Origin of the sequence: Thermopolyspora flexuosa (assembly GCF_006716785.1) — a bacterium.
GTDB lineage: Bacteria > Actinomycetota > Actinomycetes > Streptosporangiales > Streptosporangiaceae > Thermopolyspora > Thermopolyspora flexuosa.
Genome location: NZ_VFPQ01000001.1, coordinates 4,423,129 through 4,436,132, shown reverse-complemented (window position 1 = coordinate 4,436,132; position 13,004 = coordinate 4,423,129). Strand labels below are relative to the sequence as shown.

The following is a 13,004-nucleotide window of genomic DNA, read 5'->3' as shown; positions in this document are numbered from 1 at the left end:
GAGGAACCACTGATGGCTGCAGCTCCGCGGCGCGGTGCCGGCGGTGGTGAGCGGCGGGACCGTCGCGAAGATCGCCGCGGTGGTGCCGCAGACAAGGGCGTCTCGTACATCGAGCGCGTAGTCAAGATCAACCGAGTGGCCAAGGTCGTCAAGGGTGGTCGGCGCTTCAGCTTCACCGCCCTGGTCGTGGTCGGCGACGGCAACGGCATGGTCGGCGTCGGCTACGGCAAGGCCAAGGAGGTGCCCGCGGCGATCGCCAAGGGCGTCGAGGAGGCCAAGAAGCACTTCTTCCGGGTGCCGCGCATCCAGGGCACGATCCCGCACACGGTGCAGGGCGAGGACGCGGCCGGCGTCGTGCTGCTGCGTCCGGCCGCTCCCGGTACCGGTGTGATCGCGGGTGGCCCGGTGCGTGCGGTGCTGGAGTGCGCGGGCATCCACGACGTGCTCTCCAAGTCGCTCGGCTCGGACAACCCGATCAACATCGTGCACGCCACCGTGGCGGCGCTGAAGCAGCTCAAGCGTCCGGAGGAGATCGCGGCGCGCCGCGGCCTGCCGCTTGAGCACGTCGCTCCGGCGGCGATGCTGAGGGCTCGTGCGGAGGGCCTCGCGGAGGCCGCCGCGGCAAGGGCGGTGAGCTGACATGGCGCGACTGAAGATCACCCAGGTCCGCTCGAAGATCGGGGGCAACCAGAGCCAGCGCGAGTCGCTGCGTTCGCTGGGCCTCCGTCGTATCGGTCAGGTCGTCATCAAGGAGGACAAGCCCGAGATCCGGGGCATGGTCGCCGTGGTGTCGCACCTGGTGACCGTTGAGGAGGTCGACTAGGCATGCCGGAGAACGCTCCGCTGCGCGTCCACGACCTGCGGCCGGCCCCCGGCGCCAACCGCCCCAAGACCCGCAAGGGCCGCGGCGAGGCGTCCAAGGGTAAGACGGCCGGTCGTGGTACGAAGGGTACGAAGGCCCGCAAGAACGTGCGCCCGGGCTTCGAGGGCGGCCAGATGCCGCTCCAGCGCCGGGTGCCGAAGCTGAAGGGCTTCTCCAACGCGCTGTTCAAGACCCAGTACCAGGTGGTGAACCTGGACAAGCTGGCCGAGCTGTTCCCGCAGGGCGGCGAGGTCACGGTGGAGGCGCTGGTCGCCAAGGGCGCGGTCCGGAAGAACCAGCCCGTGAAGATCCTCGGCACCGGCGAGGTCTCCGCGGCGTACAACGTCACCGCGGACGCCTTCTCCGCCAGCGCGAAGGAGAAGATCGTCGCCGCCGGCGGCTCGGTGACCGAACGTTAGGTGCGATCCCGGGTGGCCGCACGCTGCTACGTGGCGCGGGAGCTCGTTGTGAGCTCCCGCGCTCGTGGTGCGTTAGAGTTCGCTGGACGGCAGGCGCCGGCACGGCGCCGTTCGCCGACCGAAGACATGTCGATGGGCGCTCGCCCCATCGCTGACCGATACCGCCGCACAGGCGCGCAGGAGGGACCGTGATTTCCGCGATAGCCCGGGCGTTCCGTACGCCCGACCTGCGCAAGAAGCTGCTGTTCACGCTCGGGATCATCGCGCTGTTCCGGCTGGGATCGGTGGTGCCGAGCCCGGGTGTGCACACCGAAAACGTCACCAAGTGTCTGGCGGACGCGCAGGCCGGCGACGCCGGCAGCATCTACGGGATGGTGCAGCTCTTCAGCGGCGGCGCCCTGTTGAAGCTCGCGATCTTCGCGCTCGGCATCATGCCGTACATCACCGCGAGCATCATCCTGCAGTTGCTCACCGTGGTGATCCCCCGGCTGGAGGCCCTGAAGAAGGAGGGCCAGGCCGGCCAGCAGAAGATCACCCAGTACACGCGGTACCTGACGATCGGCCTGGCGGTCCTCCAGTCGACCGCCTTCGTGGCTCTTGCGCGTAGCGGGCAACTGTTCCCGAATTGTAACCTTCCGATCCTCGTCGACCAGGATCTGCTCACCATCGTCACGATGGTGATCACGATGACCGCCGGCACCAGCGTGATCATGTGGCTCGGCGAGCTCATCACCGACCGGGGCGTCGGCAACGGCATGTCGATCCTGATCTTCACGCAGGTCATCGCCGTGTTCCCGTCGTACCTGCTGGGCATCTACCGGACCCAGCCGGTGGCCTTCTGGATCATCATGGCGATCGGCGTCGTGCTCATCGCCGCGGTCGTCTTCGTCGAGCAGGCCCAGCGGCGCATCCCGGTGCAGTACGCCAAGCGCATGGTCGGGCGGCGGATGTACGGCGGGACGTCCACGTACATCCCGCTGAAGGTGAACCAGGCCGGCATCATCCCGGTCATCTTCGCCTCGTCGCTGCTGTACCTGCCGCAGCTGTTCGTGACGCTGTTCGGCAACCGTCCGGACCCCCACCCGATCATCGAGTGGCTGGCGCAGAACTTCGCGCAGGGCAGCGAGCCGGCCTACATCGTGACCTACTTCCTGCTCATCGTGTTCTTCACGTACTTCTACGTCGGCATTACCTTCAACCCCGTTGAAGTGGCCGACAACATGAAGAAGTACGGTGGGTTCATCCCAGGCATCCGCCCGGGACGGCCGACTGCCGAGTACCTCCAGTTCGTGCTGTCGCGCCTCACGGCGCCTGGCTCGCTCTACCTGGGGGTGCTGTCGCTGATCCCGATCATCGCGTTCGCGATGCTCGGGGGCGGCGACCAGTCGACGCTGGTCAACTTCCCGTTCGGAGGCACGAGTATTCTGATCATGGTTGGCGTGGGACTGGACACCGTGAAGCAAATCGAGAGCCAGCTGCAGCAGCGTAACTACGAGGGCTTCCTGAAGTAGTGCGCGTCGTCCTGGTCGGGCCCCCCGGAGCGGGTAAGGGGACGCAGGCCCAGTTCATCGCGTCTCACCTGTCGATCCCGAAAATCTCGACAGGTGACATCTTCCGTGCCAACGTTTCCGGTGGCACGCCCCTCGGCAAGCTGGCCAAGGAATACATGGACCGAGGGGACCTCGTCCCCGACGAGGTCACCATCGCCATGGTCCGGGACCGGCTTTCCGAGGATGACGCCCAAGCAGGTTTCCTCCTCGACGGTTTCCCCCGGAACGTCCCCCAGGCCGAGGTTCTCAAAAAGATGCTCGCGGACTGGGGCGTGGCGCTCGACGCCGTGCTCGAGCTGAAGGTCGACGACGAGGAGGTCATCCGCCGGCTCTCCGGCAGGCGCACCTGCCGGTCCTGCGGCAAGGTGTGGCACATCGTCTTCGACCCGCCCTCGACCGAGGGCCGCTGCGACGCGTGCGGGGGCGAACTGTTCCAGCGCGACGACGACCGGGAGGAGACGATCCGCCGTCGCCTGGAGGTCTACCAGGAGCAGACCGCTCCGCTGATCTCCTTCTACACCGACGAGCAGATCCTCGTGAGTGTGGACGCGACGGGCCCGGTCGACGAGGTCACCCAGCGGGCGATGGCCGTGTTGCGGCGCTTCGCCGGCTGAGGTGGCGACACGCGGTTGTGCACACTCTGGGGGAGAATCGGAGGAATTGGGGTTTCCTGTTCGCCGTTAGTCTCCTCCAGGGGGTGCACGCGTGTTCAAACGAAACCGACACGGTATTCAGATCAAAACGCCTGAGCAGCTCGAGAAGATGCGGGCCGCCGGACTGGTGGTGGGCCGGACGCTCGAACTGCTGAGGCGCAGCGTGGAGCCGGGGATCACGCCCGCGGACCTCGACCGGATCGCGGAGAAGGCGATCCGCGACGAGGGCGCGATTCCCTCGTTCAAGGGGTACCAGGGATATCCCGCCACGATCTGTGCCTCGGTGAACCACGAGGTCGTCCACGGAATCCCCACCGACCGGCGGCCGCTTCGCGAGGGCGACATCATCTCCATCGACTGCGGCGCGATCCTCGACGGCTGGCACGGCGACGCCGCGATCACCGTGCCGGTGGGCGAGGTGGCGCCCGAGCTCACCGAGCTGATGCGGGTGACCGAGGAGGCGATGTGGCGCGGCATCGCCGCGCTCACCGTCGGACGGCACCTGTCGGACATCGGCTACGAGATCGAGCGTTACGTGCGCTCCCAGGGCCGCTACGGCATCCCGCGGGAGTACGGCGGGCACGGCATCGGCACCGAGATGCACATGGAGCCCTGGGTGGCGAACCACGGCCGCCCGGGCCGCGGGCCGCGGTTCGAGCCCGGCATGTGCTTCGCGATCGAGCCGATGGTGAACCTCGGCACCGATCGGACCCGGGTGCTCGACGACGACTGGACCGTGGTGACCCTCGACGGCAAGCCGTCCGCGCACTTCGAACACAGCGTCGCCGTGACCGATAATGGGCCGTGGGTCCTGACCGCGCTCGACGGGGGAAAGGCGCGTCTGGCGAGACTGCTGGCGACGGCGGAAAGTGGTGGCGATGACGTCCCCGGAGATGCGGGCCTCTGACCGCGACCGAGACCGGGTCGCGGACACACTGCGCGAACACATGGCCCAGGGTCGGCTCACGCTCGAGGAGTTCAACGAGCGGCTGGAGCTGGTCTACTCGAGCAAGACCTACGGGGAGCTGGCGAGGCTCACCGCCGATCTGCCCGACATCGACCTGAACAACCTGCCCGCCCGGCAGCCGCAGGCGGAGCGGCGTCCGGCCAAGGCCGTGGACAAGGGTCTGAAGGGCGCCTGGGCGGCCTGGGCGATGGCGAGCTCGATCAACTGGGTGATCTGGCTCATCGTCAGCGTGACGTCGTTCGAGTTCATCTATCCGTGGCCGCTGTGGGTGATGGGCCCCTGGGGCGCGGTGCTGCTCGTCACGACGGTGTTCTACCGGATGTCCGGCGGCGGGAAGGACAGGGACTGACCCCGGAGGCGGGCACGGACGTGCGGGGACGGACCGGGATGGCGGCTTCGCGGCCGTGATCCCCGCCGTCGCCCCGGCCGGCGGTACGTGCCCGGTGGAAACGGCCCGGGTGGCCGGCGGCCGGATCGGTTCCGCCGATGGTCCGGGGCGGGACTTCGGGCCGGGCGCCGGGGCGCCCGGGGGATGAGGAACTTCCCGGATCGACCTGTCCGGAAGGCCCGCGCTGAGGTACGGTGTTACCGGGTTGTGTCCTCGTACCCGCCCTCCGTTTCGCTTTTCGTCGTCGGGTGCCGTAGACTTCTTTGTCGGCTCACTATGACCATTGCGCGTAGGCGGTCCGAGCAGGCCGTCCCTCTCACGAACGCGTCGGTGGTCGCGGCTGCGTAGTGAGGCGATACCACTCAGACGACCGATCAGTGAAACGCGAGGGACATGCCCAAGAAGGACGGCGCCATCGAGATCGAGGGCACTGTGGTCGAGACGCTCCCGAACGCCATGTTCCGGGTGCAGCTCGACAACGGGCACAAGGTCCTGGCCCACATCAGTGGCAGGATGCGGATGCACTACATCCGGATCCTGCCTGACGACCGGGTTGTCGTCGAACTGAGCCCTTACGACCTGAGTCGCGGGCGGATCGTCTACCGATACAAGTGAGGCCCCGGATTTAGGGACATGAAGGTCAAACCGAGCGTCAAGAGGATCTGCGACAAGTGCCGGATCATTCGTCGGCACGGTCGCGTGATGGTGATCTGCGAGAACCTGCGCCACAAGCAGCGCCAGGGTTAGTCGCGCATCGTCCGGCCCCAGGCGGGTCGGTCCACGGCGCCCCGAGTGGGCGCCTTTGGATAGTTACGCACCACGTAATCGCGCGTCACACCCGCGCAGGCGGCATGGCGTGGCCCGCGGACGGCCGGTGACGGCCGCCGGGGGCGGGCGCAAGCCGTACCACGCGGGAGACCCCCGGTCGGAGGCCGGGGCCCTCACCCCGGGCATGGGGAGGGGTCGTGCCGCGTAGGACCTCCGCCAGAACGAAGGAGAATGCCCGACCATGGCTCGCCTGGTTGGCGTCGACCTCCCCCGCGACAAGCGGTTGGAGATCGCTCTCACCTACATCTACGGAATCGGCCGCAGCCGCGCGAAGGAGATTCTGCAGGCCACCGGGATCAGTGGCGACCTGCGGGTCCACCAGCTCACCGACGCGGAGCTGGTGCCGCTGCGTGACTACATCGAGGCGAACTTCAAGGTCGAGGGTGACCTGCGCCGCGAGGTCCAGGCCGACATCCGGCGCAAGATCGAGATCCAGTGCTACCAGGGCATCCGGCACCGCAAGGGTCTTCCGGTGCGTGGTCAGCGCACGCAGACCAACGCCCGTACCCGCAAGGGCAAGAAGAAGACCGTGGCCGGCAAGAAGAAGCCCGGTAAGAAGTAGTCCCCGCAGCAGGACCGACCACCTCAGGAGTCAGGCCAGATGCCTCCCAAGAGTCGCCAGAGCGGCGCCCAGAAGAAGGTGCGCCGCAAGGAGAAGAAGAACGTCGCTCACGGGCACGCCCACATCAAGAGCACGTTCAACAACACGATCGTCTCGATCACCGACCCGCAGGGGAATGTGATCTCCTGGGCCAGCGCCGGCCACGTTGGGTTCAAGGGCTCCCGCAAGTCCACCCCGTTCGCGGCGCAGATGGCCGCCGAGAACGCCGCCCGCCGTGCCATGGAGCACGGCATGCGCAAGGTCGACGTCTTCGTCAAGGGCCCCGGCTCCGGGCGCGAGACCGCGATCCGGTCCCTGCAGGCCACCGGCCTGGAGGTGGGCTCCATCCAGGACGTCACCCCCGTGCCGCACAACGGCTGCCGTCCGCCGAAGCGTCGCCGCGTCTGAGCAGCAGGAGATAGACAACAATGGCCCGTTACACCGGAGCGGACTGCAAGCTCTGCCGCCGCGAGAAGACCAAGCTCTTCCTCAAGGGCTCCAAGTGCGAGTCCGCCAAGTGCCCGATCGAGATCCGCCCGTACCCGCCGGGTGAGCACGGCCGCGGCCGGCCGAAGGAGACGGAGTACCAGCTCCAGCTCCGGGAGAAGCAGAAGGCCCGCCGGATCTACGGCGTGCTCGAGCGGCAGTTCCACAACTACTACGAGGAGGCGAGCCGGAAGTCCGGTAAGACCGGTGAGAACCTCCTCCAGATCCTGGAGAGCCGGCTCGACAACGTGATCTACCGCGCCGGGTTCGCCGAGTCGCGGGACGCCGCCCGGCAGCAGGTGCGCCACGGCCACATCCTGGTCAACGGCAAGAAGGTCAACATCCCGTCCTTCCGCGTCCGCCCGCACGACATCATCGAGGTCAAGGAGAACAAGCGGAACCTCATGATCTACGAGGTGGCGCGCGCCCGGGCGGGCGAGCGGACCGTGCCGGCCTGGCTGGGCGTCATCCCGGAGAAGATGCGCATCCTCGTGCACCAGCTCCCGACGCGGCAGCAGATCGACACGCAGGTCCAGGAGCAGCTGATCGTCGAGCTCTACTCCAAGTAGTAGCGGCTCATGCCCGCCGTACGGCCCGGCTCGGTCAGTGGGCCCGGCCGTACGGCGAACGCGTTTTCGCCAGCGGCGTCATATAGCGGGCGTCGCGGAACACAGGGGAGAAACCAATGCTGATCGCTCAGCGCCCATCCCTACTCGAAGAGCCCATCGACGAGTACCGGTCGCGGTTCATCCTCGAGCCGCTGGAGCCCGGCTTCGGCTACACCATCGGTAACTCGCTGCGCCGCACGCTGCTGTCCTCGATCCCGGGGGCGGCGGTCACGAGCATCCGCATCGAGGGCGTGCTGCACGAGTTCTCGACGGTGCCGGGGGTGAAGGAGGATGTCACCGACATCATCCTCAACCTCAAGGAGCTGGTGGTCTCCTCCGAGCACGACGAGCCCGTGGTCATGTACCTGCGCAAGCAGGGCCCGGGTGAGGTGACCGCCGCCGACATCGCTCCGCCCGCCGGGGTCGAGGTGCACAATCCCGAGCTGCACATCGCCACCCTGAACGGCAAGGCGAAGCTGGAGATGGAGCTGACGGTCGAGCGCGGTCGCGGCTACGTCTCCGCCGCACAGAACAAGCAGCAGGGCCAGGAGATCGGGCGCATTCCGATCGACTCGATCTACTCGCCGGTGCTCAAGGTCACCTACAAGGTCGAGGCGACCCGAGTCGAGCAGCGCACCGACTTCGACCGCCTCATCCTCGACGTCGAGACCAAGCCGTGCATGAAGCCGCGCGACGCCGTGGCCTCGGCCGGCAAGACCCTCGTCGAGCTGTTCGGCCTGGCCCGTGAGCTCAACGTCGAGGCCGAGGGCATCGACATCGGCCCGTCCCCGCAGGACGCGGCGATGGCCGCCGACCTGGCGCTGCCGATCGAGGAGCTCAACCTCACCGTCCGGTCGTACAACTGCCTCAAGCGCGAGGGCATCCACACCGTCGGCGAGCTCGTCGGCCGCAGCGAGCAGGACCTGCTCGACATCCGCAACTTCGGCGCGAAGTCGATCGAGGAGGTCAAGCAGAAGCTCGCCGAGATGGGCCTCTCGCTCAAGGACTCCCCTCCCGGGTTCGACCCGGCCACGGTAGCCGGGGGTGACTTCCGTACCTCCTCGTCGAGCAGCAGCCGTCACGAGGAGGACGACAACCGGTACGTCGAGACGGAGCAGTACTGACCACCGGTGACCACCGGCGGTACTGCGCGGGTCTGAGCGACGGCAACCAAGGGCCGATCCGGCCCCCCGGGCCGCGGCGACCGCCGCGGTCCGGGATCCGCTGAAGAAGACGGGGGTCACGCGTGCCGCGGGCCCCCGGCCCGACTCCGGTACCTGATACGGCCGGGGCGGGTGATGAGAAGGAGAGAAGGAAATGCCCAAGCCCACCAAGGGTAGGCGTCTCGGCGGCAGCCCCGCCCACGAGCGGCTGATCCTGGCGAACCTCGCCACGCAGCTCTTCCAGCACGGCCGCATCCGCACCACCGAGGCGAAGGCCAAGCGGCTGCGTCCGTTCGCCGAGCGGCTGATCACCAAGGCGAAGAAGGGTGACCTCCACAACCGGCGCCAGGTGCTGCGGTTCATCCGGGACAAGAGCGTCGTCCACCACCTCTTCACCGAGATCGCGCCGACGTACGCCGAGCGCCCGGGCGGCTACACCCGGATCACCAAGATCGGCCCGCGCCGGGGCGACAACGCGCCCATGGCCGTGATCGAGCTGGTCACCGAGCCGCTCAACAAGGTCACGGTCACCCGTACCCAGCCGGCCGCCGAGGCCAAGGCGGAGGAGCCGAAGGCCGAGGAGACCGCCGCGACCGCCGAGGCCGCGAGCGAGGAGAAGGCCGAGCAGCCCGCCGAGGCCAAGGCCGAGGAGAAGGCCGCCGAGAAGCCGGCCGAGGAGGCCAAGGCGGAGGAGTCCAAGCAGGACAACGCCTGACGTCCGGCCGGGTGCGCGCGTCCGTCCCGCGGCGACGCGGGCGGGACGCGCCCTCGCCCGCCGTACCGCCCCGGTGGGGCGGCTCCGGGCGGGCACGACGACGTCGACGGGTCCAGTGCGCCGTACCCGGGGCACTGGACCCGTTCCGTTTCCCGCGGGCGTCGGCGTGTCGCGGGGCACGCCGGGCCCGACCGGTCATGATGCGGTGGTAGGCATGGGTGCGATGAGGGAGTCGGAGACGGCACCACAGACGGCGGAGCGCGCGGCGGCGGACGGGACGGCGGCCACCGGGCCCGGCGCCGGACCCGTCGTGCGGCTGCGCCTCGACATCGCCTACGACGGCACGGACTTCTCCGGCTGGGCCCGGCAGCCGGACCGCCGTACCGTGCAGGGGGAGATCGAGTCGGCCCTCGGCCGGGTGCTGCGGCTGGACCCGGCGCCCGCGCTCACCGTGGCGGGCCGTACCGACGCCGGGGTGCACGCCCGCGGCCAGGTGGCGCACGTCGACGTGCCGGTGGCGGCGCTGGGCGGGCCGACGCCGGAGGCGAACGGCGCGGACGCCGCGGAGGCCGCTGAACGGCTTTCCAGGCTCGCCAGGCGGCTTGCCGGGGTGCTTCCCCCGGATGTGCGCGTCCACCGGGTCACGGTCGCGCCTGAGGGCTTCGACGCGCGTTTCTCGGCCGCGTTCCGCCGGTACTGCTACCGCGTCTGCGACGACCCGACCGGCGTCGACCCGCTGCTGCGCCGGCAGGTGCTGTGGCACAGCCGCCCGCTCGACGTGGACCGGATGAACGCCGCCTCCGCCCATCTGCTGGGCGAGCACGACTTCGCCGCGTTCTGCCGGAAGCGGGAGGGCGCCACCACGATCCGGGAGCTGCGCCGCCTGGAGTGGGCCCGCGAGGCGCCGCCGCCCGGCGCGGCGTGGCGCGGCGGCCTCGTCACCGCGACCGTGGTCGCGGACGCCTTCTGCCACTCGATGGTGCGCGCGCTGGTCGGCGCGCTGCTCGCGGTGGGCGACGGCCGCAGGCCGGTGGAGTGGCCGGCGCAGGTGCTCGCGGCCCGAGTGCGGGATTCGGGGGTGCACGTCGCGCCCGCGCACGGGCTGTGCCTGGAGGAGGTCGGCTACCCGCCGGATAGCGAGCTCGCCCGGCGCGCCGCGCAGACCCGCCGGGTGCGCACGCTCACCGTCCCCTGACCCCGGACGGGGCCTCGGCGGCGCGCGGCGGCCCCGGCGCGGCCGGGTCAGCCGCCGTTCGCGCGCTTCTCGATCACTTTCGCGGTGTGCTGCCGGAACGCGTCGCTGATCGGCCCGAGGTCCTTCTCGTTCTCCTTGGGCGTGTGGCCGTCGGCGTAGGTGGCGTAGCTGAACACGATGTACCGCCCCCAGACGAGCCCGGCCGCGTAGCCGCCGGAGATGTCCACCCGCTCGCCGCCGCTGCCCTCCGGGCCGGCGAGGCCGCGGAACCACACGTTGTTGGCGAGGTCCTTGGCGCCGTCCACCTTGACCGCGGCCGCCTTGTCCGGCATCACCGCGATGCCGGTGGTCACGGCGTACCTGCGCTTGGCGTCGACGTACGTGGCGCGCAGCAGCCTGGCGCACTTGTTGTCGCGCAGCGCCTCGGCGAACCTTCCGGAGGCGCCCCGCTCGCACCTGGTGGTCGTGTCGACCTGGACGCGCCGGAAGGTGTGCCCGGCGAGCGACACCTTCTTGGCCGGGAACGCCTCGGCGGGCGTCATCTCCTTGGGGTCGGTGCGCGCGGAGTCGATCGCCTGGGCCGGGGTCTGCTCCTGCGGCGGGGTGACCACCGACGGCACCTTGCCGTGGGCCGCCGCCTGGGACGAGTCGCCGAGACCCTGGTAGGCGAGGTAGGCGCCGACGCCGATGGTGCCGATCGCGGCCACGATCATCGCGCCGACGAGGACCTTCTTGCCCATGAGGCTCCGCGCGGCCGGGGTGGCCGGGCCCGGGTCGGCCGACGGCTGCTGGAAGCCGCCCTGGAACGGGGTGAAGGCGGAGGGCCTGCCGCCGGTGCCGGACGAGACGGGGCTGCCGAAGCCCACGAACGGCCCCGCCACGGTGGCGGGCCCGGGCGTACCGGTCGGCGGCGCGAACCCGGGGCCGGGCTGGGTCGGGGACGCGAGGATCGGGTTGGCGACGGTGGGCCGCTGCGGTGGCGCGGGCGGCGGGACGGGCTGGGGCACGTCGGCCGCGGCGGGGCGCGCCGGGGTGGTCGGCGGGGCCGCGGCCGCGGCGGGATCGGCGGAGGCGGCCTGCGGCTGCGCCTGCGCCGCCGGGTTCTCCTCGGCGGAGCCGAGCGACGGCCGCCACTGCACCTCGGGCGCGGCGGCCGGAGCCTGCGCCGCGGCGGCGGGATCCCCCGGCTCGGGCGTGCTCGCCTCGCCGGTCGCCGGTTGCGCCTCCGGGGCGGCGTCGGCCCCGGGCGCGTCCCCGGCGGGCGGCGTGACACCGCCGTCCGCGGGCGCGCCGCCCGGCGGCGGCCACACCGGGATGTCGACGGCACGGCGCAGCGCCACGGTGCGGGTCGTGCCCTCGGCGGGCGCGGCCACGGCGGCGTCGGCCGTACCGGTCGCGGACGCCGCGCCGTCGGCGGAGGCGCCGTCCGCCGCCTGGTCGGCGTTGTCCTCGGTGGCGGCCGGCCACGCCGAGCCGGGCGTCCAGGCGGGATCGGCCGGGTTCGCGGCCGTCCGGCTCGGGGCCCATTCGGCGGCCGGTGCGCCGCCGGTGCGCTGCGCCGCCGGGTTCTCCGCCCCGGTCGCGTCGGCGTGGGGGGCGGGGTCGGCCCCGGGCTCACCCGGGGCGGCGGGCGTCGGCGGCTGGCCGTCCTGGGCGGTTGGGGCGGAGTACGGCATCGGCCCGGGCAGCGCGCCGGGCGGCTGCGGGTATCCGGGGTGCGGGCCGCCGGGCGCGACCGTGTACGGCATGGGGCCGGGTAAGGCGCCGGGGGCCGGGGTGGGGACCGCGTAGCCGGTGGCCGCCCCGGCGTACGGCGTGGGCCCGGGCAGCGCGCCGGGCGGCTGCGGGTAGGCGCCGTCCTGCCCGGCGGGCGCACCCGGGTACTGGCCCGGTGGCCAGGCCGGGCTCTGCTGGGCCGGGGGCGTGCCCTGCGCGGGCGCGGCCGCCCCGGGGAACGGGGGAAGGCCCGTGGCCGGATCGGGAAGGAAGAACCGCGGCTCGCCCGCGATCCCGTTCGGGGGCGTGGACCCGCCGGCCGGGGTGCCGGGGCCGGGGTACGGCGTGCCGGGCGCGGCGCCGTCCTCCCGGGCCGTCGCGTCCCGCGCGGCGGCCTCCTGGGCGGCCGCGGTGGTCGCCGGGCCGGGCACGACCGCGCCGGGCGTGGCGGGCGAGTTGCCGGGCCAGGGCTCGCCGATGGGCTCACCGGTCGCGGCGGGCCACGCCGGAGCCGGACCGGACGGGCCGCGCCAGACCGGCATCCCGGCGGCCGCCGCGGTGAACGCGGGCGGCGGCTGCCACGACTGGGGCGCGGGGTCGGACATGCCCCACGGCGGGGTGTCCGCCTGACCGGCGTCCCATGGCCGGCCGAAGCTCTTCGGCGGCATCGGCGACGCCGGTGTCTCGCTCACGCGCTCGTGCTCGGACCCCGGATCCTGGCCACGCATACCGGGAAGCGTAGCGACACTCCGAGATCGCCACGCCCCGAAGAACGTTTCCGGACGGGTATCGGCGCGCTCTCCGTCCCGAAAAAGTGCCTAACTACCGTTTTGTCCGATGTGGTGCCGACCGC

General features: G+C 71.0%; 16 protein-coding genes. 15 read left to right on the top strand and 1 reads right to left on the bottom strand.

Going from position 1 to position 13,004, the window contains the following annotated elements; translation table 11 throughout:
- Positions 1 to 12 precede the first annotated feature (12 nt).
- The 15 genes from rpsE (at position 13) to truA (ending at position 10,435) form a co-directional block, all read left to right on the top strand.
- Positions 13 to 639, top strand: coding sequence for a 30S ribosomal protein S5 (gene rpsE, locus FHX40_RS18855; RefSeq protein ID WP_142260852.1), 627 nt, complete (start codon positions 13 to 15; stop codon positions 637 to 639).
- 1 nt (position 640) lies between these two features.
- Complete coding sequence (rpmD, locus tag FHX40_RS18850; RefSeq protein ID WP_142260851.1) at positions 641 to 823, top strand: 50S ribosomal protein L30; 183 nt, start codon at positions 641 to 643, stop codon at positions 821 to 823.
- Positions 824 to 825: 2 nt separating this feature from the next.
- Positions 826 to 1,281 (top strand): 50S ribosomal protein L15, encoded by a 456-nt coding sequence (gene rplO, locus FHX40_RS18845; protein WP_142260850.1) that lies wholly within the window; start codon positions 826 to 828, stop codon positions 1,279 to 1,281.
- 188 nt (positions 1,282 to 1,469) lie between these two features.
- On the top strand, positions 1,470 to 2,792 hold the full coding sequence (secY, locus tag FHX40_RS18840; protein WP_142260849.1) for a preprotein translocase subunit SecY: 1,323 nt from the start codon (positions 1,470 to 1,472) through the stop codon (positions 2,790 to 2,792).
- Positions 2,792 to 3,445: an adenylate kinase gene (locus tag FHX40_RS18835; protein WP_142260848.1), complete on the top strand. Its 654-nt coding sequence runs from the start codon at positions 2,792 to 2,794 to the stop codon at positions 3,443 to 3,445. The genes secY and FHX40_RS18835 overlap by 1 nt, the downstream gene beginning before the upstream one ends.
- A gap of 91 nt (positions 3,446 to 3,536) precedes the next feature.
- Positions 3,537 to 4,391 carry a type I methionyl aminopeptidase gene (gene map, locus FHX40_RS18830; protein WP_142260847.1) on the top strand — a complete coding sequence of 285 codons (855 nt, stop codon included), beginning with the start codon at positions 3,537 to 3,539 and terminating at the stop codon, positions 4,389 to 4,391.
- Between the two features lie 40 nt (positions 4,392 to 4,431).
- A complete protein-coding gene (locus FHX40_RS18825; RefSeq protein WP_229789175.1) occupies positions 4,432 to 4,800 on the top strand; it encodes a DUF1707 SHOCT-like domain-containing protein in 369 nt (122 codons plus the stop codon).
- A gap of 432 nt (positions 4,801 to 5,232) precedes the next feature.
- On the top strand, positions 5,233 to 5,454 hold the full coding sequence (gene infA / locus FHX40_RS18820) for a translation initiation factor IF-1 (RefSeq protein WP_142260845.1): 222 nt from the start codon (positions 5,233 to 5,235) through the stop codon (positions 5,452 to 5,454).
- An 18-nt stretch (positions 5,455 to 5,472) separates the two neighbouring features.
- Complete coding sequence (gene rpmJ, locus FHX40_RS18815) at positions 5,473 to 5,586, top strand: 50S ribosomal protein L36 (protein WP_142260844.1); 114 nt, start codon at positions 5,473 to 5,475, stop codon at positions 5,584 to 5,586.
- 262 nt (positions 5,587 to 5,848) lie between these two features.
- The gene (gene rpsM / locus FHX40_RS18810; protein WP_142260843.1) at positions 5,849 to 6,229 is read left to right on the top strand and encodes a 30S ribosomal protein S13; all 381 of its coding nucleotides are present in this window, start codon (positions 5,849 to 5,851) and stop codon (positions 6,227 to 6,229) included.
- 39 nt (positions 6,230 to 6,268) lie between these two features.
- Positions 6,269 to 6,676 carry a 30S ribosomal protein S11 gene (rpsK, locus tag FHX40_RS18805; RefSeq protein ID WP_142260842.1) on the top strand — a complete coding sequence of 136 codons (408 nt, stop codon included), beginning with the start codon at positions 6,269 to 6,271 and terminating at the stop codon, positions 6,674 to 6,676.
- A 20-nt stretch (positions 6,677 to 6,696) separates the two neighbouring features.
- Positions 6,697 to 7,323, top strand: a complete 627-nt coding sequence (gene rpsD, locus FHX40_RS18800; RefSeq protein ID WP_142260841.1) for a 30S ribosomal protein S4 — start codon at positions 6,697 to 6,699, stop codon at positions 7,321 to 7,323.
- A 116-nt stretch (positions 7,324 to 7,439) separates the two neighbouring features.
- The gene (locus tag FHX40_RS18795; protein ID WP_142260840.1) at positions 7,440 to 8,486 is read left to right on the top strand and encodes a DNA-directed RNA polymerase subunit alpha; all 1,047 of its coding nucleotides are present in this window, start codon (positions 7,440 to 7,442) and stop codon (positions 8,484 to 8,486) included.
- A 193-nt stretch (positions 8,487 to 8,679) separates the two neighbouring features.
- A complete protein-coding gene (gene rplQ / locus FHX40_RS18790) occupies positions 8,680 to 9,240 on the top strand; it encodes a 50S ribosomal protein L17 (RefSeq protein WP_142260839.1) in 561 nt (186 codons plus the stop codon).
- A 223-nt stretch (positions 9,241 to 9,463) separates the two neighbouring features.
- Complete coding sequence (gene truA / locus FHX40_RS18785; protein WP_189136298.1) at positions 9,464 to 10,435, top strand: tRNA pseudouridine(38-40) synthase TruA; 972 nt, start codon at positions 9,464 to 9,466, stop codon at positions 10,433 to 10,435.
- A gap of 47 nt (positions 10,436 to 10,482) precedes the next feature.
- On the opposite strand, the gene FHX40_RS18780 is transcribed toward truA, so the two are convergent.
- Complete coding sequence (locus tag FHX40_RS18780; protein WP_142260837.1) at positions 10,483 to 12,879, bottom strand: hypothetical protein; 2,397 nt, start codon at positions 12,877 to 12,879, stop codon at positions 10,483 to 10,485.
- Positions 12,880 to 13,004 lie beyond the last annotated feature (125 nt).

Coding starts and splice junctions, on each gene's coding strand:
- rpsE (WP_142260852.1), top strand. CDS start 13: ATGGCTGCAGCTCCGCGGCGCGGTGCCGGCGGTGGTGAGCGGCGGGAC.
- rpmD (WP_142260851.1), top strand. CDS start 641: ATGGCGCGACTGAAGATCACCCAGGTCCGCTCGAAGATCGGGGGCAAC.
- rplO (WP_142260850.1), top strand. CDS start 826: ATGCCGGAGAACGCTCCGCTGCGCGTCCACGACCTGCGGCCGGCCCCC.
- FHX40_RS18825 (WP_229789175.1), top strand. CDS start 4,432: ATGGCCCAGGGTCGGCTCACGCTCGAGGAGTTCAACGAGCGGCTGGAG.
- infA (WP_142260845.1), top strand. CDS start 5,233: ATGCCCAAGAAGGACGGCGCCATCGAGATCGAGGGCACTGTGGTCGAG.
- rpmJ (WP_142260844.1), top strand. CDS start 5,473: ATGAAGGTCAAACCGAGCGTCAAGAGGATCTGCGACAAGTGCCGGATC.
- rpsM (WP_142260843.1), top strand. CDS start 5,849: ATGGCTCGCCTGGTTGGCGTCGACCTCCCCCGCGACAAGCGGTTGGAG.
- rpsK (WP_142260842.1), top strand. CDS start 6,269: ATGCCTCCCAAGAGTCGCCAGAGCGGCGCCCAGAAGAAGGTGCGCCGC.
- rpsD (WP_142260841.1), top strand. CDS start 6,697: ATGGCCCGTTACACCGGAGCGGACTGCAAGCTCTGCCGCCGCGAGAAG.
- FHX40_RS18795 (WP_142260840.1), top strand. CDS start 7,440: ATGCTGATCGCTCAGCGCCCATCCCTACTCGAAGAGCCCATCGACGAG.
- rplQ (WP_142260839.1), top strand. CDS start 8,680: ATGCCCAAGCCCACCAAGGGTAGGCGTCTCGGCGGCAGCCCCGCCCAC.
- truA (WP_189136298.1), top strand. CDS start 9,464: ATGAGGGAGTCGGAGACGGCACCACAGACGGCGGAGCGCGCGGCGGCG.
- FHX40_RS18780 (WP_142260837.1), bottom strand. CDS start 12,879: ATGCGTGGCCAGGATCCGGGGTCCGAGCACGAGCGCGTGAGCGAGACA.